Genomic DNA, 20,181 nt, shown 5'->3' with positions numbered 1-20,181 from the left:
TTTCGGCAGCGGCTGCCGAACCATAAAGACCGTACCGAACCATACCGGTTCATACCGAATCAATTCCGAAGCCAGCCGGACCTCTGCGTCCGGCATCGACCGCACGCGCGAACCCGCCGGCGCGCGGTCAGACCAACAAGGACGGCCCGACCGTCCGATCCTGATCGATGGAGCAGACATGATCTATATCCTGATGGGCGTCTCCGGCAGCGGCAAGACCACGATCGGCTCGCTGCTGGCGCAGGCGCTCGATTGCGGCTTCCATGACGCCGACGAGTTCCACAGCGCCGCCAACAAGGCCAAGATGGCCGCCGGCATTCCGCTGACCGACGAGGACCGCTGGCCCTGGCTCGATGCGATGCGCGCCGCCATCGACCAGGCCCGCGCCGAAGGGCGTCCGCACGTGTTCACCTGCTCGGCGCTGCGGCAGGTCTACCGGGACCGGCTGACGCCGCCCGACGGCGGGGTCAGCTTCATCTATCTGAAAGGCGATGCGGACGTGCTGCGCTCGCGGCTGTCGGGCCGCAGCGGGCACTTCTTCGACCCCAAGCTGCTGCAGAGCCAGCTCGATACCCTCGAGGAGCCGCGCGACGCGCTGGTGCTCGATATCCGCAAGCCGCCAGAGGAACTGGTGCGCCAGATCCTCGCCGAGCGCCCGCCGGTCTGTGGCGGCAAGCCGGTGCACTGAATTGGTGTCCGGGGCGGTGTCGCCGCGCCGCTTCACGGTGCTTTCCCCCGCTCAACCACTGGCAGACATCTTGCTTGAATGTCTGCCAAGGCACCTGGCCTCCTTCTCGGGGGCAGCGGCCGGACGTATGCTGTAGGAGTCAACATCCGCGGCGGCCAGTGGGGCGCCCGGCACTGGGGGGAGGGGCATCATGGCGGCGCCGTTTTTCGATGAAATGCTGGACTGGCGCGGCGATGCGCCCCCGATCATCGCCGCCGGACAGGCCTTGTCGCCCGAGGCGGTCCGGCCGCACTACCGGCAGTTCTGCGACTGGCTGGCGCGCCAGTCCGATGCCACCATGGCCAACAAGCGCGCCGAGGCCGATCTGGTGTTCCGGCGCGTGGGCATCACCTTCGCCGTCTATGGCGACAAGGACGAAGCCAACAGCGGCACCGAGCGCACCATTCCGTTCGACGTGATTCCACGGATTTTTCCGGCAGCCGACTGGGCGCTGCTGGAGAAGGGCCTGCGCCAGCGCGTGGCCGCGCTGAACCGCTTCATCCACGACATCTATCACGGCCAGGACATCATCCGCGCCGGCGTGATCCCGCCCGAGCAGGTCTACGACAACGCGCAGTACCGGCCCGAGATGCTGGGCATCGACGTGCCGCGCGACATCTATGCGCATGTCGCCGGCATCGATGTGGTGCGCGCTGGCGAGGGCCAGTTCTATGTGCTCGAGGACAATCTGCGGGTGCCGTCCGGCGTCTCGTACATGCTCGAGAACCGCAAGATGATGATGCGGTTGTTCCCGGAGCTGTTCGCGCGCAACCGCGTCGCGCCGGTGGCCCACTATCCCGACCTGTTGCTCGACATGCTGCGCAGCGTGTCGCCGCAGGGCATGGCCGACCCCACCGTGGTAGTGCTGACGCCGGGCATGTATAACGCGGCCTATTTCGAACATGCCTTCCTGGCGCAGCAGATGGGCATCGAACTGGTCGAGGGCAGCGACCTGTTCGTGCAGGACGACCATCTGTACATGCGCACCACGCAGGGGCCCCAGCGCGTCGACGTGATCTACCGCCGCGTCGACGACGACTTTCTCGATCCGCTGGTGTTCCGGCCCGATTCGACGCTGGGCGCGGCCGGGCTGCTGGCCGTCTATCGCGCCGGCAACGTCACGATCTGCAATGCGATCGGCACCGGCGTCGCCGACGACAAGTCGATCTATCCCTATGTGCCCGAGATGATCCGCTTCTATCTGGGCGAGGAACCGCTGCTGGCGAACGTGCCGACCCATATGTGCCGGCGTCCGGATGATCTGCAGTACGTGCTGGACCATATGGACGAGCTGGTGGTCAAGGAAACGCACGGCGCCGGCGGCTACGGCATGCTGGTCGGGCCGGCGGCGACGCGCGCGGAGATCGACGCGTTCCGCGAGGTGGTCAAGGCGCGGCCGCATCAGTACATCGCGCAGCCGACGCTGGCGCTGTCGACCTGTCCGACCTATGTCGAGGCCGGCATCGCGCCGCGCCATATCGATCTGCGGCCGTTCGTGCTGTCGGGCAAGGAGGTGCGCATGGTGCCGGGCGGGCTGACGCGCGTCGCGCTGCGCGAGGGGTCGCTGGTGGTCAACTCCTCGCAGGGCGGCGGCACCAAGGACACCTGGGTGCTGGAACGCTGAGCCCCCGCACCGCTTCCTTGACCTCGCGACCTTCCGACCGGACCCCGGAGAGCCATCATGCTGAGCCGCACCGCCGACCACCTGTTCTGGATGGCGCGCTACACCGAGCGCGCCGAAAATACCGCGCGCATGCTGGACGTCAACTACCAGACCTCGCTGCTGCCGCAGTCGCTCGAGGTGGCCGAGCAGGGCTGGTGGGCGATGCTCGATATCTCCGAGCTGACGCACGCCTTCGATCGCAAGTACGGGTTGCTGTCGCGCGAGGACGTGATCGACTTCATGGTGCGCGACATGACCAACGCGTCGTCGATCATGAGCTGCCTGCGTGCGGCGCGGGAAAACGCGCGGGCGGTGCGCGGCTCGCTGACCACCGAGGTGTGGGAGACGCTGAACACCACCTGGCTCGACGTGCAGCGGATGATCGCCGACGGCATGCTGCGCGACGATCCGTCGCAGTTCTTCGAATGGGTCAAGTTCCGCTCGCATCTGGCGCGCGGCGTGCAGTTCGGCACCATGCTGAAGGACGACGCCTTCCACTTCATGCGGCTGGGCACGTTTCTCGAGCGCGCCGACAACACCGCGCGGATTCTCGACGTCAAGTTCCAGGCCACCGGCAGCGAGAACGGCGGCAGCGAGCGGACCGAGCAGGACTTCTATCACTGGGCCGCGGTGCTGCGTTCGGTATCGGGCTTCGAGGTCTACCGCAAGATCTACCGGACCGTGATCACGCCGGTGCGCGTCGCCGAACTGCTGATCCTGCGCCCCGACATGCCGCGGTCGCTGGTGTCCAGCATGGACGAGGTGGTGGCGATCCTGGCGCTGGTGCGCAACCAGCAATCGGCCGAGACCGAGCGGCAGGCTGGTAAACTGCATGCCGACCTCAAATACGCGCGCATCGACGACATCTACGCGGTCGGGCTGCACGCTTTCCTGACCAGCTTCCTGGAACGCATTGGCGATCTGGGCAGCGGCATCAGCCGGGATTTCCTGGTGCCGCCGCTGGCAGCCTGAACCGGCGTCGCCGGATTTGTCCATGGATTCGCCCACGGACGCGCCAGGCGCACGGGCCTCGGCGGATCTGGCGGCGCAGCGCAACATGACCGTGAAATACCAGATCCACCATCGCACCGTTTACCGCTATGCCGAGCCGGTGATCCGCAGCGTGCACGAACTGCGGCTGGAGCCGCGCACCGGCCCGCTGCAGCGCGTGCACCAATGGCAGCTGTCGGTGCCCGGCAACCTGTCCGAGGCGCTCGACGGCTTCGGCAATATCGTCCATCAGTTCACGCTGGCGCGGCCGGCCGACACCATCACCATTGCCGCCAGCGGCGAGGTCGAGATCACACCCGCCTCGGATGCCGACGGCTGCTTCAGCGACGCGCCGCCGCCGGGCGAGGCGCGCGTGTCGCCGCTGTACTTCCGCAGCGGCACGCCGCTGACCAGCGCGCCGCCCGAACTCAATGCGTTCGCCGCGCCGTATCTGGCCGCCGGCCATGAGCCCGCGGCGCTGCTGGCGCTGGCGCAGGGTATCGGCGAACGCGTGCGCTATCAGCCCAATGCCACCGATGTCGGCACCAGCGCCGCCGAGGCCTTCGCGCTCGGCGCCGGGGTCTGCCAGGACCAGGCCCAGGTGATGGTGGCCGCCTGCCGCGCCTTCGGCATTCCGGCACGCTACGTCAGCGGCTATTTCTACGACCCGGCCGCGACCGAACTGGCCAGCCATGCCTGGGCCGATCTGTGCGTCGACACCGAGCGCGAGCGCTGGTGCAGCATCGACGTGACCCACGGGTGCTTCACCGATACCCGCCATATCCGTCTGGCGGTCGGGCGCGACTACCGCTCCGCCGCGCCGATCCGCGGCGTGCGCGAGGGCGGCGGCACCGAATCGCTGTCGGTGCAGATCGTCATCGAGCCGGCCTGATTCCGCACGCCGCCCCGGACGGGTGGCCGTTGCGGGCCGTGACATGGGATGTGCGAAGGGCGCCCACGAGGAGGGCGCTAGAATGCCGGGATGCTCCCCGCGCGTTCCGCCGCGCGCCATGTCACCAGAACAAGACAAAGTCATGACGTACTGTGTAGCCATGCGGCTCGATGCCGGCCTGGTATTCCTGTCCGACTCGCGCACCAATGCGGGCGTCGACGCGATCTCGACCGCCCGCAAGATGACGGTGTTCGAGGAACCCGGCGACCGCGTCATGGTGTTGATGACCGCCGGCAATCTGGCGATCAGCCAGTCGATCCGGCAGATCCTGATGGAGAGCCGCGACAGCAAGCGTTCGCTGTGGACCGCCCGCGACATGTTCGAGGCCGCCTCGATCGTCGGCGACGCGGTGCGCCAGGTGCATCGGCGCGACGCCGATGCGCTGCGCGATGCCGGCATCGAGTTCAATGTCAGCCTGATCTTCGGCGGCCAGATCGGCCGCGAGCGGGTGCGCCTGTTCAATGTCTATGCGGCCGGCAATTTCGTCGAGGCGACGCCGGAGAACTGCTACTTCCAGATCGGCGAGGCCAAATACGGCAAGCCGATCATCGACCGCGTGGTCCATCCGTCGTTGCCGCTGGCCGAAGGCGCCAAGTGCGCGCTGATCTCGATGGACTCGACGCTCAAGTCCAATATCTCGGTGGGCCTGCCGCTCGATCTGCTGGTCTACGAGGCCGATTCGCTGCAAGTCACGCGCTTTGCCACCATCGACGAGCGCAACCCGTATTTCTGCATGATCCGCGAGACCTGGGGGCAGCGCCTGCGCCAGGTGTTCGGCGAGATCGACAACCCCGAATGGGATGCCGCCGCGAAGGCCGAGCATCCGCTGGCGCGGCAGGGAGAGGGCGACCGCTGGGGGCAGCCGGTGCGGGCGCGGCGCGAGCGTCCGCGCGAACCGCAGTGAGCGGCCCGGCAACGGCCTGCGCGGTGCCGGGTCCCGCGGGAAAACGACGCGCGAGCGCACAGTCCAGCACGCCGATTCGGGGCGTCGATCCCGCCTCGCTCATGTATAATCCCGATTTCCCCGGCAAGCTCGGTTTATGACCAAATTCGTCTTCGTCACCGGTGGCGTCGTCTCTTCCCTCGGCAAGGGCATCGCTGCCGCCTCGCTCGCGGCTATTCTCGAGTCGCGCGGCCTCAAAGTCACCCTCCTCAAGCTCGATCCCTACATCAACGTCGATCCCGGCACGATGAGCCCCTTCCAGCATGGCGAAGTATTCGTCACGGAAGACGGCGCGGAGACCGACCTCGATCTTGGCCACTACGAGCGCTTCGTCTCGGCCAAGATGCGCAAGTCGAACAACTTCACCACCGGCCAGATCTACGAATCGGTGATCCGCAAGGAGCGGCGCGGCGAATACCTGGGCAAGACCGTGCAGGTGATTCCGCATATCACCAACGAGATCCAGGCGTTCATCGAGAAGGGCGCGGCCGCTTCGCACGAAGGCAAGGCCGACGTGGCGCTGGTCGAGATCGGCGGAACCGTCGGCGATATCGAATCGCTGCCGTTCCTCGAAGCCGCCCGCCAGATGAGCCTGCGCATGGGCCGCAACCACGCGGCCTTCGTCCATCTGACGCTGGTGCCGTTCATTGCCAGCGCCGGCGAGCTCAAGACCAAGCCCACCCAGCACTCGGTGCAGAAGCTGCGCGAGATCGGCATCTCGCCGACCGCGCTGCTGTGCCGCGCCGACCGGCCGATTCCGGACGACGAGCGCGCCAAGATTTCGCTGTTCGCCAATATCCCGCAGGAAGCGGTGATCTCGGTGTGGGACGTCGACAGCATCTACAAGATCCCGCAGATGCTCAACGAGCAGGGCCTGGACCGGCTGATCTGCGAGGAACTGCGCCTGGACCCGAAGCCGGCCGATCTGTCGATGTGGCAGAAGCTGGTCAACGCGCAGGAAAACCCCGAGCACGAAGTGACGATCGGCATGGTCGGCAAGTACGTCGACCTGACCGAGTCGTACAAGTCGCTGATCGAGGCGCTGCGCCACGCGGGCATGCATACCGCGACCCGCGTCAATATCGAATACATCGATTCCGAGGAACTGGAATCGGGCCACCTCGAAGTGCTCAAGCCCCTGGACGCGATCCTGGTGCCGGGCGGCTTCGGCAAGCGTGGCACCGAAGGCAAGATCCGCGCGATCCAGTATGCGCGCGAGAACAAGGTGCCGTACCTGGGCATCTGCCTGGGCATGCAGCTGGCGGTGATCGAGTTTGCCCGCCATGTGGCCGGCATGCGCGACGCCAACTCGACCGAATTCAGCCTGGAAACCGAACACCCGGTGGTGGCGCTGATCACCGAATGGGTCGACCGCGACGGCAAGGTCGAACAGCGCTCGGCCGATTCCGATCTCGGCGGCACCATGCGGCTGGGCGCGCAGCGCGTGCCGGTCAAGCCGGACACCAAGGCCGCGCAGATCTACGGCGCCGAGGTCAACGAGCGGCATCGCCATCGCTATGAGGTCAACAATCACTACGTGCCGCAGCTCGAGCAGGCCGGCATGGTGATTTCCGCCCGCACCCCGACCGAAAACCTGCCCGAGATGATGGAGCTGCCGGCGCAGATGCACCCGTGGTTCGTCGGCGTGCAGTTCCACCCGGAATTCACCTCGACGCCGCGCGCGGGCCACCCGCTGTTCAAGGCCTACGTGGAAGCCGCGCTGGCCGGGCAACAGAAGCGCAAGGGCGCCTGAAGCGGGCGCCCAGCAGGAGAGCAAGATGAAATTGTGTGGATTCGACGTCGGCCTGGACCAGCCGTTCTTCCTGATCGCCGGTCCCTGCGTGATCGAGTCGGAGCAGATGGCCCTCGATACGGCGGGCCAGCTGAAGGCGATCACCGGCGAACTCGGCATCCCCTTCATCTACAAGTCCTCGTTCGACAAGGCGAACCGCTCGTCGGGCAAGTCCTTCCGCGGACTGGGCATGGAGAAGGGGCTGGAGATCCTGGCCACGGTCAAACGCGAGATCGGCGTGCCCGTGCTGACCGACATCCACGAGATCGACGAGATCGCGCCGGTGGCGGCGGTGGTCGACGTGCTGCAGACGCCGGCCTTCCTGTGCCGGCAGACCGATTTCATCCGCGCCTGCGCGCAGAGCGGCAAGCCGGTCAATATCAAGAAGGGCCAGTTCCTGGCCCCGGGCGACATGAAGAACGTCATCGACAAGGCCCGCGACGCCGCGCGCGAAGCCGGCCTGCCCGAGGACAGCTTCATGGCGTGCGAGCGCGGCGTGTCGTTCGGCTATAACAACCTGGTTTCCGACATGCGCTCGCTGGCGATCATGCGCGAGACCGGGGCCCCGGTGGTGTTCGACGCGACCCACTCGGTGCAGCTGCCCGGCGGGCAGGGCACCAGCTCGGGCGGCCAGCGCGAGTTCGTGCCCGTGCTGGCGCGCGCCGCGGTGGCGGTCGGCATTGCCGGCCTGTTCATGGAGACCCATCCGGACCCGAGCAAGGCGATGTCGGACGGCCCCAACGCCGTGCCGCTGTCGCGCATGCGCGAACTGCTGGCCGTGCTGAAGGAGCTGGACACGCTGACCAAGCGGGCCGGCTTCCTCGAAGACAATTTCGGCTGGCCGGCCTGCGCCTGAGCGCACCGCCAACGTCAACTGCAACGGCTTTCTCGCCGATCACCGATCCCCGCACGTTGCCGCCGTCATCCGGCGGCAACGATGACAAGCATAAGATTCGTCCTGGAGATACGCATGGCCGCCGGCTACATCATCGCCTACGTCGACGTCACCGATCCGCAGCAGTACGAGCAGTACAAGGTCCTGTCCAGCAAGGCGATGCAGGAGCATGGCGCCGAGGTGCTGGTACGCGGCGGCCGCACGGTCCCGCTCGAAGGCGAATGGGCGCCCACCCGCGTGGTGCTGCTGAAGTTCCCCAGCGTCGAGGCGGCGCAGGCGTTCTACGACGGCGAGACCTATCGCGCTGCCCGCAAGGCACGCGAGCATGCCGCCAGGATGAACATGATCGTGGTCGAAGGCGTTTGAGCTTCGATCGCAGCGCTGTCTGACGCGGGTCTGCCCGACGCGGGTTTGCCCGCCGAACCGGCAGCGCAGTACCAGACGCAGTGCTCACACATACCCAGCTTCATCCGATCTAGATCAAGAGGAATCCATGAGTGCAATCGTAGATATCATCGGTCGCGAGGTTCTCGACTCGCGCGGCAACCCGACCGTCGAATGCGACGTTCTGCTCGAATCGGGCGTGATGGGCCGCGCCGCGGTGCCGTCGGGCGCGTCGACCGGCTCGCGTGAGGCGATCGAACTGCGCGATGGCGACAAGTCGCGCTATCTGGGCAAGGGCGTGCTGAAGGCGGTCGAGCATATCAACACCGAGATCTCCGAAGCCATCATGGGCCTGGACGCCTCCGAACAGGCCTTCCTGGACCGCACGCTGATCGATCTGGACGGCACCGAGAACAAGAGCCGACTGGGCGCCAACGCGATGCTGGCCGTGTCGATGGCGGTGGCCAAGGCCGCCGCCGAGGAAGCCGGCCTGCCGCTGTACCGCTACTTCGGCGGTTCGGGCGCGATGCAGATGCCGGTGCCGATGATGAACATCGTCAACGGCGGCGCGCACGCGAACAACAGCCTGGACATCCAGGAATTCATGATCATGCCGGTGTCGCAGAAGAGCTTCCGTGAAGCGCTGCGCTGCGGTGCCGAGGTGTTCCACGCGCTCAAGAAGATCCTGGCCGACAAGGGCATGTCGACCGCGGTCGGCGACGAAGGCGGCTTCGCACCGAACTTCGCCTCGAACGAGGAATGCCTGAACACGATCCTGCAGGCGATCGAGAAGGCCGGCTACCGCGCCGGCGAGGACGTGCTGCTGGCGCTGGACTGCGCCTCGAGCGAGTTCTTCCGCGAAGGCGAGGACCTGTACCACCTGGAAGGCGAAGGCCTGACGCTCAATTCGACCCAGTGGGCCGACTATCTGGCCAATCTATGCGACAAGTTCCCGATCGTGTCGATCGAGGACGGCATGGCCGAAGGCGACTGGGACGGCTGGAAGGTGCTGACCGACAAGCTCGGCAAGCGCGTGCAGCTGGTCGGCGACGATCTGTTCGTCACCAACACCAAGATCCTGAAGGAAGGCATCGAGAAGGGCATCGGCAACTCGATCCTGATCAAGATCAACCAGATCGGCACGCTGACCGAGACCTTCGCGGCGATCGAGATGGCCAAGCGCGCCGGTTACACGGCCGTGATCTCGCACCGTTCGGGCGAGACCGAGGACAGCACCATCGCCGATATCGCGGTCGGCACCAACGCCGGCCAGATCAAGACCGGCTCGCTGTCGCGCTCGGACCGCATCGCCAAGTACAACCAGCTGCTGCGCATCGAGGAAGATCTGGGCGATATCGCCAGCTACCCCGGCAAGAGCGCGTTCTACAATCTGCGCTAAGCTCGGGAGTCGGCGGGTGTGCCGGGCTTCGGCCGCGGCATACCCGCCACACCCGCGACGCAACCGCCCGGTCGTCCGTTTCCTTATTGCCCATGCGCCTGATTACGCTGCTGTTGTTCGTGGTGCTGCTCGCGATCCAGTACCCCCTGTGGCTGGGCAAGGGCGGCTGGCTTCGCGTCTGGGAATTGAACAAGCAGGTCGGCGAGCAGACCGCGCGCAACGAGCAGTTGAAGCGCCGCAACGCCAAGCTCGAAGGCGAGGTGCTGGACCTGCAGGACGGCACCGGCGCGGTCGAGGAGCGGGCGCGCTACGAGCTAGGCATGGTCAAGGACGGCGAGGTGTTCATCCAGTTCGTCGCGCCGGCCCCGAAGGTCAGCGCCACGCCGCCGTTGCCGCCGCCTCCGGCCACGAAGCCGGGCTCCGGCGGGCACTGAGCGTCACGGCTCGAGTCCGAGGACTCCTGCCTCGAGGCTCCAGCCTCAAGACCCCAGCCTCAAGACTCCCGCCTCAAGACTTCCGCCTCAAGACTTCACCACCCCCGTTTCACCACCACCAGTACGGATAGCCGCCCCAGCCCCAATAGCCGGGCGATCCGATGCTGACGCCACCGCCCCAGCGGCCGCGGCCCCATCCCCCGTAGTAGAGACTCCAGCTCGACAGCGGATACGCCGGATAGGCGTAGGGATAACCGTAGGTCGACGCACGCGCCCAGGCCTGCGCCTGCTGGTCGCGCGCGATCGCGGCTTCCTGGTCGCGCAGCACCTGCTTGTTCAGCGCGTCGAGCCGTTTGCGCTCCTCGGCACTGAGCGGCGCCGCGGGCCCGCGCGAGGCGGCATCCGGCGCCAGCCGGGCGGTCGGCGGCGAACCGTTGATATCGCGCGGCAGATTGGCGGCGCACCCCGCGGCCAGCAGCGGCGCGGCCAGCAGTGCAACACGGATCGACGAAGGGATGGCCGGCATGATGACCTCCAGGCGGTGCGGGGAGAGCGGCAGGACTTTGTTGACTCTGTTCGCTTTGATTTTAGTGAGCGGGCAAAGTTTGCTGCCTTTCCGTGATCTCGTGGTTTCTCCCCTCTCCCGCGCGCGGGAGAGGGGTAGGGGAGAGGGCAGCAGCGGTGGATATGGCGGTGTGGCTCGAAACCACCCCCTCTCCCCAACCCTCTCCCCCTGAGGGGGAGAGGGAGAACACCTCAGGCATCAACTACAACCGGGGCGATCGGTCGCTTGTTGCTGCCACTCAATGCCGATGCCCCGCGCCCTCGCCGACACCGGTCGGCATCGGCGCGCCGCTGAACAGCTGCGCGCAATCGACGGGGTCGAAGCGGTACTCCTGGCCGCAGAAGTCACAGTGGATCTCGACCGAGCCGCGCTCGGCGACGATGTCGTCGACCTCGGCCTGGCCCAGCGACTGCAGCATGTTCGCCACCTTGGTGCGCGAGCACGAGCACTGGAAGCGCGGCGTGCCCGGTTCGAACACGCGCAGCCCGGCGTCCTGCAGGTCCTCCCAGAACAGCCGCCGCAACAGCGTATCCGGCGTCTCCGCCAGCAATTCCTCGGTCTTGAGCGTCGCGCCCAGTTGGCACGCGCGGTCCCAGGTATCGAGATCCTGCGCGCGGCCATGGGCCGACAGCGGGGCGCCGGTCTCGCCGACCTGCGCCGGCGGGCGGCCCGGCTTGCCTTCCATCGTGCCGCCGTATGAAGGGAGCTTCTGCAGCAGCATGCCCGCCGCGACGCGGTCGTCGGCGGCCAGCCACAGCCGTGTGTCGAGCTGCTCAGACGCCTGCATATAGTGCTCGAGCACGGCGCTGATCGATCCCAACGGCCCATGGGCGTCGGCCAGCGGCACGATGCCCTGGTAGGGCTGCTGGCCCGGCAGCTTGTCGTGCGGGTCCAGCGTGATGGCAAAGCGCCCTTGGCCGTGCTGGTTGACCAGCTCGGCCAGCGTGGCATCGTCGGCGATCTCGACGCCTTCCGCCAGCTTCGCAGTGCCGCGCAGCGACAGGTCGGACAGGCATTCGACCACCAGCATCCGCACCGGCCCGTCGCCATGCAGCTGCATCACCAGCGCGCCATTGAACTTCAGATTGGCCGACAGCAGCGCCGCCGCGGCCATCATCTCGCCCAGCAGCCGGCGCACCGGTTCGGGGTAATGGTGGCGCTCCAGCGCTTCCTGCCAGGTCGATTGCAGCCGCACCAGCTCGCCGCGCACCGGGGCGGCGTCGAACAGGAATTTTTGCAGGGTGTCCGGGGTTTGGGTTTCAGTCACGATCATCCATCGGTGGGATCGGCCGGCGCGCGGGCGCTCAGTCGATGCGTTTCAATTCTGTCTTGTAGACGGCCTGGCGTGCCGCATACGTGTCGGTGTTGCGGTACAGGCCGGCCACTTCCTCGTCGCTCAGCTGCCGTACCGCCTTGGCGGGGGCGCCCAGAATCAGCGTGCGATCGGGGAATACCTTGCCTTCGGTGACGATGGCGCCGGCGCCGACCAGGCATTCCTTGCCGATCACCGCGCGGTTCAGCACCACCGCCTGAATGCCGATCAGCGCGCCTTCGCCGATCGTGCAGCCGTGCAGCATGGCCTGGTGGCCGATGGTGACGCGGTCGCCGATCGTCAGCGGGCAGCCCGGATCGGTATGCAGCACGGCGCCTTCCTGTACGTTGGTCGCTTCGCCGACGACGATGGGCTCGTTGTCGCCTCGGATCACCGCGCCCGGCCAGACGCTGGCTCGCGCCTTGAGCGTCACGTTGCCGATCACGGTGGCTTCCGCGGCCACGTAGGCGTCGGCATCGATGGAAGGCGCGGTCTCGCCGAGCTGGTAAAGCGACATGGGGTCTCCTGTACAGGGTTCGTTTCTAGATGGGGATGGCCGCCGGGCCTTAAAGAGCGGGGAAGCGTAGGGCTCAAGCGCCACGCCGACGCCGCGAATGGCGGGTCAGCCGTCCGACCGGACCGTGCCGGCAGGGCTCTACAATGGCGGCAGACCGGATTTTACGCCCATGCCTGCCTACGCTGCCGAACCCGCCCCCGACCGCAATCCCGAGGGGCCGCCCGATTCAGGTGCGAACTCTTCGCCGCTTTCCCTTCGCCACCGCGCGCTCGCCGTGCTGACGGAGCCCGATCCCGCCGCCAAGGCGGCCGCCGCCCGCGCATTGCGCGCCGCCGCTCTGGCGGCCGGCGACGACGCCATCGGCGCCGGCCTGACCGTCGAGGCGGTTGGCCGCGTGCCCGGCCGCCCGGCGCGGCCCGAGCTGGTGCCGCCGCAGAAGGTCGAGCGGCGCCGCTCGCTGCAGGATCCGGCGGGACGGGCGGTGCTGATCCACGCGCTCGCGCATATCGAATTCAACGCGATCAATCTGGCGCTCGATGCGGTCTGGCGCTTTGCCGGCATGCCGGCGGCCTATTACCGCGACTGGCTGCAGGTCGCCGACGAGGAGGCGCTGCATTTCACTCTGCTGGCCGCGCATCTGCGCACGCTGGGCTACGCCTACGGCGATTTCCCGGCGCACAACAGCCTGTGGGAGATGGCGGACCGTACCGCCGACGATGTGCTGGCGCGCATGGCGCTGGTGCCGCGCACGCTGGAGGCGCGCGGGCTGGATGCCTCGCCGGTGGTCCGCACGCGGCTGGCCGACGCGGGCGACGCCGAGGCGGCGGCCATCATCGACATCATCCTGCGGGACGAGGTCGGGCACGTCGCGATCGGCAACCGCTGGTATCGCTGGCTGTGCGAGCAGCGGGGCCTCGACCCGGTGACGACCTACGCCGAACTGGCCGAGCGCCATCAGGCGCCGCGGCTGCGGCCGCCGTTCAATCTGGCGGCGCGCCGTGCGGCCGGTTTCGACGAGGACGAGCTGGCCTGGCTGACAGGCAGCGCTGGCTAGCCGCTGACGCTGCCGAGCGCCTGGCCGTTGCCGACGCGCGGGGCCTGGGCACGCTGGCGCGCCGCTTCTTCCTCCTGCAGCCGCAGCACGCGGCGCTGGATCTTGCCGGTGGTGGTCATCGGCAGCTGATCGATGAAGGCGATGGCCTTCGGGTATTCGTACGGCGCCAGCTGCCCGCGCACATGCTGCTGCAGCTCGGCGACCAGCGCGGCTTCCGCCTCGGGCGAGCGTTGCACGCCCGGCGTCAGCACGATGAAGGCCTTGACGATGGCGCCGCGCTCGAAGTCCGGCGACGGCACCACCGCGCAGTTCGACACCGCCGGATGCTTGAGCAGGCAGTTCTCGATTTCGCTCGGGCCGATCCGGTAGCCCGAAGACTTGAAGACATCGTCGGCGCGGCCCTGGTACCACAGGTAACCGTCTTCATCGACGCGCGCGAGGTCGCCGGTGCGGCACCAGCGCAGGCCGTCGTGCTCGAGGAACTTGCCCTCGGTCGCCGCCTCGTTCTTCCAGTAGCCGAGGAAGAACACCGGATCCGGATGGCCGTGAATATCGGTGGTGCAGACCGCGACCTCGCCATCCTCGCCGGGCGGGCAGGGGCGGCCTTCGTCGTCGACCACGGCGACACGGTGGCCGGGGTAAGGCCGGCCCATCGAGCCGGGCCGCGCCGGCCAGCCCAGCCGATCGTCGTCGTATTGCGCGGTGCAATTGCCGACGATGTAGTTGATCTCGGTCTGGCCGAACATCTCGTTGACGATCACGCCGAAGGCTTCGCGGCACCAGTCGAACACGGTCTGGCCGACCGCCTCGCCGGCGCTCATCAGCGCGCGCAGCCGCAAGTCGTAGCGCTCGCGCGGCGCCGGGCAGGCCTTCATCATCTGCTTGAGCGCGGTCGGAAACAGAAAGGTGTTGGTGACGCGGTAGCGCTCCATCAGGCCGAAGGCCACCTCGGGCGAGAAGCGGCCCTGGTAGCCGACGATCGGCTTGCCGAAATACAGCGCCGGCATCAGCGCGTCCCACAGTCCGCCGGTCCAGGCCCAGTCCGCCGGGCTCCAGAACACATCGTCGTCGTGCGGATACCAGTTCTGCGAGCAGACGAAGCCGGTCAGATTGCCGATCAGCGCGCGGTGCGGCAGCAGCGCGCCCTTGGGCGGGCCGGTGGTGCCGCTGGTGTAGATCAGCACGGCGGCCTCGTCCGCCTTGGTTTGCTCGGCGGTGAATGCGTCGGACTGGTCCGCCAGCGCCGCGTCCCAGTCGCGGTCGCCGCGACCCGCGGCGTCGCCTACGGCGATCACGGCCTGCAGCGCCGGGCAATCGCCGCGCGCGGCGAGCAGATTGTCGATCGAGGTCTCGTCGGCGATCGCCACACAGGCCTCGCTGTGCTGCAGGCGATAGCCCAGCGCCTCGGGGCCGAACAGCATCGAGAGCGGCATCGCGATCGCGCCGAGCTGGTAGACCGCCATATGCGCGACCACGGTCTCGATCCGCTGCGGCAGCACGATCGCCACGCGGTCGCCGCGGCGAACGCCCAGCGCGCGCAGCGCGTGCGACAGGCGGTCGGCGTCGCGCTGGATCTCGCCGTAGCGATGGGCGGCGCGCCGGCCGTCCTCATGCTCGGTATGGACGGCGATGTTGTCTCGCGTGGCAGGGTCGCGCGCCCAGCGGCCGCAACAGGCGTCAGCGAGATTGAAGTATTCGGGAACGTGCCAGTGGAAGTCGCGGTAGAGCGCGTGATAGTCGTCGCGCCGGCTGTCCGGTAGCGAGGATGCGGCCATGATGGTCTCCGTTCTTGTGTCCGGGGCGTGGCGCGCCCGGGATGTTGTTCGCATGCTGGCTGGCGTCGCGGACTCGCTTGTGGCTACAATCGCGGTAAATCGAACGAGCGTTCGATTTTGTCGCGGCCGGCTCAGCCATGCTGGCGACGGCCATCGCGACAGGCAAGGACAATCGCCGCAACACACAGCCGACAGGCGGGACAGGGCAGACCATGACGATCCGCGACACATCGCGCTCCGAATGTATCACGGTGCGTGGCCTCGATTACCACGTGCGCCACTGGGGAGAACCCGGCGCGCCAAAGCTGTTTCTGCTGCATGGCTGGATGGACGTGGCGGCCTCGTTCCAGTTCCTGGTCGACGCGCTGCGGGGACGCTGGCATGCGATCGCGCCGGACTGGCGCGGCTTCGGCATGAGCGGCTGGCCCACCCGCCATCCGGGCACGGCCTCGTACTGGTTTCCCGACTACCTGGCCGATCTCGAAGTCCTGCTCGACTACTATCAGCCCGACGGTGCGGTCGATCTGGTCGGCCACAGCATGGGCGCCAATATCGCGTGCTTCTATGCGGGCGTGCGTCCCGAGCGGGTGCGCCGCGTGGTCGATCTGGAAGGCTTCGGCATGACCGCCACGCGGCCGGATCAGGCGCCGCGGCGCTTTGCCCGCTGGCTCGACGAGTTGCGCGAGCCGCCGACGCTGAAGACCTACGACAGCGTCGAAGCGGTGGCGGCGCGGCTGAAAAAGACCAATCCGCGGCTGCGCGACGATCGGGCGGCGTTTCTCGCCGAACACTGGTCGCGGCGCAATGAACAGGGCCGCTGGGAAATCCTGGGCGACCCGGCGCACAAGATGATCAATCCGGTGCTGTACCGCGTCGACGAGGCGATGGCGATCTGGGCCGCGGCGACCGCGCCGGTGCTGCACGTCGAGGCGCGCGATTCGGAGACGCTGCGCCATATCGCCCACAAGCAGAGCATCGCGGAATTCAAGCAGCGCTTCACCGCATTCCGCGATTTCCGCGAGGTGATCGTCGACGACGCGGGCCACATGCTGCATCACGATCAGCCCGAGGCGGTGGCCGCGCTGATCGAATCGTTCTGCGGCTGAACCCGCGCGGCACACTTCAGGGCCGCAGGGCCTGGGGCCTCGGGGCCTCATTACCTCAATCCGTCCCGTGCGTCAGCGCCTCCTTCAGCGCGGCGTTGTTGCTGGTGTGCACGTGGACCAGGGCCTTGTCGGGGAAGGCGTAGTGATAGGCACGGCGCAGCGCCAGCGCGGCCTCGTGAAAGCCCGACAGGATCAGCTTCTGCTTGTTCGGATAGAAGGCGATGTCGCCGGCGGCGAAGATGCCGCGACGCGAGCTCTCGTAGGTGGTGGTATCGACCAGGATGCGGCCGGCGCGCATATCCAGGTCCCAATGGGCGATCGGGCCAGGCTCGGACACCAGCCCGTACAGCGCGACCAGTTCGTCGGCCGGCAACGTCAGCGTGTCCTCGCGGGTGCGCACCTGCGCCGCCACCAGCGTCTCGCCCTCGGTCTGCAACGCGCCGAGCATGCCGACGACGAAGTCCATCTCGCCCGCCGCGACCGCGGCGCGCATCTCGGCGACGGTATGGTCGGCCGCACGGAAGCCCTCGCGCCGATGCAGCAGCGTGACGCGCGCGGCCACCTTGCGCAGCGCCAGCGCCCAGTCCAGCGCCGAGTCGCCGCCGCCGGCGACGATCACGCGCTTGCCGGCAAAGCGCGACACATCGCGCACCGCATAGTGCAAATGCCGGCCCTCCAGCGCCGCCGCCTCCGGCAGCGACACGCGCTGCGGCGCGAAGGCGCCGGCGCCGGCGCAGATCAGCACGGCCGCCACGTCGAAACGCTTGCCGGCATCGGTGGCAACCAGCAGCCGCTGCGGCTCGCCGGGCAGTTCCTGCACGCCCTCGGCGCGCTGGCCGAAATGCATCGGCACGGCGAACGGCGCGCATTGCTCCAGCAGCCGGTCGACCAGTTCCTGGGCCAGGCAGCCGGGTACGGCGGGGATGTCATAGATCGGCTTCTCGGGATAGAGCTCGGTGCACTGCCCGCCGGCGCGATCGAGCACATCGACGATCTCGCATTGCAGCCCCAGCACCCTGGCCTGGAAGGCGGCGAACAGGCCGACCGGACCGGCGCCGACGATCAGCACGTCGGTGCGGACCGGTTCGGCGTTCCGGGCAGTCGCCGCGGCGGGCAGGGAGGAAGCGTCGTCAGAGCGGGAGGCCGGATGGAAGTTCTGCATGATCGGATCGTTGCGGTCGGCGTGCGCCATGGCGGCGCGCCGCGCGGAGAGACTGGGGAGGCGTCAACTATACCCCGGCCCCGCGGTGCTTCCGGCTACGCCACCGTTGGCGGCATGGCTATGGACCGCTGCGTGCCGCTGCATGCCGCTGCATGCCGCCGCGTGTGGCGCCTCGCCATGCGCCGCCGTGGGCGGGCCCCTGCGCCCGGACCCTGCGGGCAGCGCAGGCCCGGGAGTAGAATGGCGGAATGCACGCTTCCCACGCCATCAACGCCGACCTGCATTGCCACTCGACCATCTCGGACGGCACGCTGCCACCCGCGGTCGTGGCCGAGCGGGCACACGCCAACGGCGTCGAGATCTGGTCGCTGACCGACCATGACGAACTGGGCGGCCAGCTGATCGCGCGCGAGACCGCCGAGGCGCTGGGCATGCGCTATGTGCCGGGCGTCGAGATCTCGGTGACCTGGGCCGGCCAGACCGTCCATATCGTCGGCCTGCAGATCGATCCGCTGTGCCCCGAACTGATCGACGGCCTGACCGCGACCCGCTCCGGCCGTGCGCGCCGCGCGCAGGACATCGGCGACGCGCTGCAGGCGGTCGGCATCGAAGGCGCCTACGAAGGCGCGCTGCGCTACGTCGGCAACCCCGACCTGATCTCGCGCACGCACTTCGCCCGCTGGATGGTCGACGAGGGCATTTGCAGCAACATCTCCGAGGTGTTCGACCGCTATTTGACCGAAGGCCGGCCGGGCTACGTCGGCCATCGCTGGGCCACGCTTGGCGAGGCGGTCCAATGGATCCGCGCCGCCGGCGGCATCGCCGTGATGGCGCATCCCGGCCGCTACGATTACACCGACACCCAGCACGACGCGCTGTTCGACGAATTCACCGCGCTCGGCGGCGGCGCGGTCGAGGTGGTGACCGGCAGCCATACGCCGGACCAGTACCGGCGCTATGCCGAGGTCGCGCGGCGCTACGGACTGCTGGCCTCGCGCGGCTCGGACTTTCACGGGCCGGGCGAGGGGCGGGTCGAGATCGGCACGCTGCCGCCGCTGCCGTCGTCGCTGACGCCGGTCTGGCACGACTGGTAAGCCGCCGGACCGCGCCATGTCGCAGTTCTTCGATATCCATCCGCTCGATCCGCAATCGCGGCTGATCAAGCAGGCCGCCCAGATCGTCGGCAAGGGTGGGCTGATCGCCTTGCCCACCGATTCGAGCTATGCGCTGGCCTGCCGCCTCGACGACAAGGCCGCGGTCGAGCGGCTGCGCCGGCTGCGCGGCATCGACGACAAGCATCACCTGACGCTGATGTGCCGCGACCTGTCCGAGCTCGGCAATTTCGCGCGGGTCGACAATCGCCAGTACCGCTGGATCAAGGGCGCCACGCCAGGGCCGTATGTGTTCATTCTCGAGGCCACCAAAGAGGTGCCGCGGCGGCTGTCCCACCCGGCGCGCAAGACCATCGGCGTGCGCGTGCCCGACCATGCCATCCCGCAGGCGCTGCTCAACGAGCTGGGCCAGCCGATCATCAGCGCGACGCTGCAGTTGCCGGGCGACGTCGCGCCGCTGGACGACCCGCTGGACATCCGCGAACGCCTGCAGAAGCAGCTCGATCTGGTCATCTGCGGCGGCATTGCGCCCGCCCATGCCTGTACGGTGATCGACCTGACCAGCGGCGAGCCGGTGCTGGTGCGCGCCGGACGCGGCGATGTCGCCCGTTTCGGTCTCTGAGCGCGGCAGGATGCTGCTGCCGAGCCGGCACCGCCCGATGAAACGGCGTGGCGACCGGTGCCCGCCGTTACAATAGCGCCCCATGGACGCCTCTCTGATTCAGACCTTCGCGGTCTACGCGCTGCCCGTGCTGTTCGCCATCACGCTGCACGAGGCCGCGCACGGCTATGTGGCCAAGCATTTCGGCGACAACACCGCCTATATCCTCGGCCGGGTCAGCCTCAATCCGGTCCGCCATATCGATCCGATCGGGACCATCGCCGTGCCGCTGCTGCTGTATCTGGTCACCAGCGGCCAGTTCGTGTTCGGCTATGCCAAGCCGGTGCCGGTCGCCTTCGGCCGCCTGCGCAATCCGCGCTGGCACAGCATGTGGGTGGCGCTGGCCGGGCCGGGCGCGAACCTCGTGCAGGCCTTCGCCTGGGCGCTGATCGCGCTGGGACTGGTGCTCGCGCAGGTCGAAGAACCGTTCTTCGCGCAGATGGCGCGCGCCGGCGTGCTGGTCAACCTGGTGGTGGCGGCCTTCAACCTGTTTCCGATTCCGCCGCTCGACGGCGGGCGCGTGCTCAGCGCCTTGCTGCCGCAGCGCATGGCGTATGCGCTGTCGAAGATCGAGCCGTACGGCATCTTCGTCGTGCTGGCGCTGGTCGCCGCCGGCGTCATCACCCGGGTCTGGATGCAGCCGGTGATGAGCCTGCTGGGCTCGCTGGTCCAGCTGCTGCTGGCGCCGATCCTGGCACTGGTGCAATGACGTTGGTGCAATGACGCTGGTGCAATGAC

20 protein-coding genes are annotated in these 20,181 nt (G+C 67.9%); 15 read left to right on the top strand and 5 right to left on the bottom strand.

The genetic code is table 11. The features are described 5' to 3' along the window. Positions 1-178 precede the first annotated feature (178 nt). The 10 genes from HTY53_RS07240 (at position 179) to ftsB (ending at position 10,179) form a co-directional block, all read left to right on the top strand. Positions 179-688 carry a gluconokinase gene (locus HTY53_RS07240; protein ID WP_174105817.1) on the top strand — a complete coding sequence of 170 codons (510 nt, stop codon included), beginning with the start codon at positions 179-181 and terminating at the stop codon, positions 686-688. A gap of 190 nt (positions 689-878) precedes the next feature. After that, on the top strand, positions 879-2,351 hold the full coding sequence (locus HTY53_RS07235) for a circularly permuted type 2 ATP-grasp protein (protein ID WP_174105816.1): 1,473 nt from the start codon (positions 879-881) through the stop codon (positions 2,349-2,351). 57 nt (positions 2,352-2,408) lie between these two features. Continuing rightward, complete coding sequence (locus HTY53_RS07230) at positions 2,409-3,362, top strand: alpha-E domain-containing protein (protein ID WP_174105815.1); 954 nt, start codon at positions 2,409-2,411, stop codon at positions 3,360-3,362. A gap of 91 nt (positions 3,363-3,453) precedes the next feature. After that, the gene (locus HTY53_RS07225; protein WP_238510506.1) at positions 3,454-4,272 is read left to right on the top strand and encodes a transglutaminase family protein; all 819 of its coding nucleotides are present in this window, start codon (positions 3,454-3,456) and stop codon (positions 4,270-4,272) included. A 142-nt stretch (positions 4,273-4,414) separates the two neighbouring features. Beyond that, positions 4,415-5,236, top strand: coding sequence for a peptidase (locus tag HTY53_RS07220; RefSeq protein WP_174105814.1), 822 nt, complete (start codon positions 4,415-4,417; stop codon positions 5,234-5,236). A gap of 136 nt (positions 5,237-5,372) precedes the next feature. After that, positions 5,373-7,028, top strand: a complete 1,656-nt coding sequence (locus tag HTY53_RS07215) for a CTP synthase (RefSeq protein ID WP_174105813.1) — start codon at positions 5,373-5,375, stop codon at positions 7,026-7,028. A 25-nt stretch (positions 7,029-7,053) separates the two neighbouring features. Beyond that, a complete protein-coding gene (gene kdsA, locus HTY53_RS07210; RefSeq protein WP_174105812.1) occupies positions 7,054-7,923 on the top strand; it encodes a 3-deoxy-8-phosphooctulonate synthase in 870 nt (289 codons plus the stop codon). A gap of 114 nt (positions 7,924-8,037) precedes the next feature. Beyond that, complete coding sequence (locus tag HTY53_RS07205; RefSeq protein WP_174105811.1) at positions 8,038-8,328, top strand: DUF1330 domain-containing protein; 291 nt, start codon at positions 8,038-8,040, stop codon at positions 8,326-8,328. A gap of 127 nt (positions 8,329-8,455) precedes the next feature. Then, on the top strand, positions 8,456-9,745 hold the full coding sequence (gene eno, locus HTY53_RS07200) for a phosphopyruvate hydratase (RefSeq protein WP_006576077.1): 1,290 nt from the start codon (positions 8,456-8,458) through the stop codon (positions 9,743-9,745). Positions 9,746-9,837: 92 nt separating this feature from the next. Then, positions 9,838-10,179 carry a cell division protein FtsB gene (ftsB, locus tag HTY53_RS07195; protein ID WP_053821521.1) on the top strand — a complete coding sequence of 114 codons (342 nt, stop codon included), beginning with the start codon at positions 9,838-9,840 and terminating at the stop codon, positions 10,177-10,179. 109 nt (positions 10,180-10,288) lie between these two features. On the opposite strand, the gene HTY53_RS07190 is transcribed toward ftsB, so the two are convergent. From HTY53_RS07190 to HTY53_RS07180, 3 genes are all read right to left on the bottom strand, one after another. Further along, positions 10,289-10,705: a hypothetical protein gene (locus tag HTY53_RS07190; protein WP_174105810.1), complete on the bottom strand. Its 417-nt coding sequence runs from the start codon at positions 10,703-10,705 to the stop codon at positions 10,289-10,291. Positions 10,706-10,982: 277 nt separating this feature from the next. Continuing rightward, on the bottom strand, positions 10,983-12,011 hold the full coding sequence (locus HTY53_RS07185) for an Hsp33 family molecular chaperone HslO (RefSeq protein WP_174105809.1): 1,029 nt from the start codon (positions 12,009-12,011) through the stop codon (positions 10,983-10,985). A 37-nt stretch (positions 12,012-12,048) separates the two neighbouring features. Next, positions 12,049-12,573 (bottom strand): gamma carbonic anhydrase family protein, encoded by a 525-nt coding sequence (locus tag HTY53_RS07180; protein ID WP_174105808.1) that lies wholly within the window; start codon positions 12,571-12,573, stop codon positions 12,049-12,051. Between the two features lie 169 nt (positions 12,574-12,742). Here HTY53_RS07180 and HTY53_RS07175 point away from each other — a divergent pair, with 169 nt between their 5' ends. Further along, the gene (locus HTY53_RS07175) at positions 12,743-13,627 is read left to right on the top strand and encodes a ferritin-like domain-containing protein (RefSeq protein ID WP_254599851.1); all 885 of its coding nucleotides are present in this window, start codon (positions 12,743-12,745) and stop codon (positions 13,625-13,627) included. Here HTY53_RS07175 and HTY53_RS07170 read toward each other — a convergent pair. After that, positions 13,624-15,402 carry an acyl-CoA synthetase gene (locus HTY53_RS07170; RefSeq protein WP_174105806.1) on the bottom strand — a complete coding sequence of 593 codons (1,779 nt, stop codon included), beginning with the start codon at positions 15,400-15,402 and terminating at the stop codon, positions 13,624-13,626. The two genes, HTY53_RS07175 and HTY53_RS07170, sit on opposite strands and share 4 nt — an antisense overlap. 212 nt (positions 15,403-15,614) lie before the next feature. On the opposite strand from HTY53_RS07170, the gene HTY53_RS07165 reads away from it, so the two are divergent. Beyond that, on the top strand, positions 15,615-16,508 hold the full coding sequence (locus tag HTY53_RS07165; RefSeq protein ID WP_174105805.1) for an alpha/beta fold hydrolase: 894 nt from the start codon (positions 15,615-15,617) through the stop codon (positions 16,506-16,508). Between the two features lie 55 nt (positions 16,509-16,563). On the opposite strand, the gene HTY53_RS07160 is transcribed toward HTY53_RS07165, so the two are convergent. Then, positions 16,564-17,670: an NAD(P)/FAD-dependent oxidoreductase gene (locus HTY53_RS07160; protein WP_174105888.1), complete on the bottom strand. Its 1,107-nt coding sequence runs from the start codon at positions 17,668-17,670 to the stop codon at positions 16,564-16,566. A 248-nt stretch (positions 17,671-17,918) separates the two neighbouring features. Here HTY53_RS07160 and HTY53_RS07155 point away from each other — a divergent pair, with 248 nt between their 5' ends. From HTY53_RS07155 to HTY53_RS07145, 3 genes are all read left to right on the top strand, one after another. Next, a complete protein-coding gene (locus tag HTY53_RS07155; RefSeq protein ID WP_174105804.1) occupies positions 17,919-18,764 on the top strand; it encodes a 3',5'-nucleoside bisphosphate phosphatase in 846 nt (281 codons plus the stop codon). 16 nt (positions 18,765-18,780) lie between these two features. Continuing rightward, positions 18,781-19,404 carry an L-threonylcarbamoyladenylate synthase gene (locus HTY53_RS07150; RefSeq protein ID WP_174105803.1) on the top strand — a complete coding sequence of 208 codons (624 nt, stop codon included), beginning with the start codon at positions 18,781-18,783 and terminating at the stop codon, positions 19,402-19,404. An 82-nt stretch (positions 19,405-19,486) separates the two neighbouring features. Continuing rightward, the gene (locus HTY53_RS07145; protein ID WP_174105802.1) at positions 19,487-20,152 is read left to right on the top strand and encodes a site-2 protease family protein; all 666 of its coding nucleotides are present in this window, start codon (positions 19,487-19,489) and stop codon (positions 20,150-20,152) included. Positions 20,153-20,181 lie beyond the last annotated feature (29 nt).

Source organism: Cupriavidus gilardii (genome assembly GCF_013314895.1).
GTDB lineage: Bacteria > Pseudomonadota > Gammaproteobacteria > Burkholderiales > Burkholderiaceae > Cupriavidus > Cupriavidus gilardii_C.
This window is presented reverse-complemented; position numbering and strand designations above follow the sequence as displayed.

Bases quoted from the DNA above. Each gene is read 5' to 3' on its own strand.
- ftsB (WP_053821521.1), top strand. From the start codon at position 9,838: ATGCGCCTGATTACGCTGCTGTTGTTCGTGGTGCTGCTCGCGATCCAG.
- HTY53_RS07215 (WP_174105813.1), top strand. From the start codon at position 5,373: ATGACCAAATTCGTCTTCGTCACCGGTGGCGTCGTCTCTTCCCTCGGC.
- HTY53_RS07230 (WP_174105815.1), top strand. From the start codon at position 2,409: ATGCTGAGCCGCACCGCCGACCACCTGTTCTGGATGGCGCGCTACACC.
- HTY53_RS07180 (WP_174105808.1), bottom strand. From the start codon at position 12,573: ATGTCGCTTTACCAGCTCGGCGAGACCGCGCCTTCCATCGATGCCGAC.
- HTY53_RS07190 (WP_174105810.1), bottom strand. From the start codon at position 10,705: ATGCCGGCCATCCCTTCGTCGATCCGTGTTGCACTGCTGGCCGCGCCG.
- kdsA (WP_174105812.1), top strand. From the start codon at position 7,054: ATGAAATTGTGTGGATTCGACGTCGGCCTGGACCAGCCGTTCTTCCTG.
- HTY53_RS07175 (WP_254599851.1), top strand. From the start codon at position 12,743: ATGCCTGCCTACGCTGCCGAACCCGCCCCCGACCGCAATCCCGAGGGG.
- HTY53_RS07160 (WP_174105888.1), bottom strand. From the start codon at position 17,670: ATGCAGAACTTCCATCCGGCCTCCCGCTCTGACGACGCTTCCTCCCTG.
- HTY53_RS07205 (WP_174105811.1), top strand. From the start codon at position 8,038: ATGGCCGCCGGCTACATCATCGCCTACGTCGACGTCACCGATCCGCAG.
- eno (WP_006576077.1), top strand. From the start codon at position 8,456: ATGAGTGCAATCGTAGATATCATCGGTCGCGAGGTTCTCGACTCGCGC.
- HTY53_RS07145 (WP_174105802.1), top strand. From the start codon at position 19,487: ATGGACGCCTCTCTGATTCAGACCTTCGCGGTCTACGCGCTGCCCGTG.
- HTY53_RS07155 (WP_174105804.1), top strand. From the start codon at position 17,919: ATGCACGCTTCCCACGCCATCAACGCCGACCTGCATTGCCACTCGACC.
- HTY53_RS07165 (WP_174105805.1), top strand. From the start codon at position 15,615: ATGACGATCCGCGACACATCGCGCTCCGAATGTATCACGGTGCGTGGC.
- HTY53_RS07220 (WP_174105814.1), top strand. From the start codon at position 4,415: ATGACGTACTGTGTAGCCATGCGGCTCGATGCCGGCCTGGTATTCCTG.
- HTY53_RS07170 (WP_174105806.1), bottom strand. From the start codon at position 15,402: ATGGCCGCATCCTCGCTACCGGACAGCCGGCGCGACGACTATCACGCG.
- HTY53_RS07240 (WP_174105817.1), top strand. From the start codon at position 179: ATGATCTATATCCTGATGGGCGTCTCCGGCAGCGGCAAGACCACGATC.
- HTY53_RS07235 (WP_174105816.1), top strand. From the start codon at position 879: ATGGCGGCGCCGTTTTTCGATGAAATGCTGGACTGGCGCGGCGATGCG.
- HTY53_RS07150 (WP_174105803.1), top strand. From the start codon at position 18,781: ATGTCGCAGTTCTTCGATATCCATCCGCTCGATCCGCAATCGCGGCTG.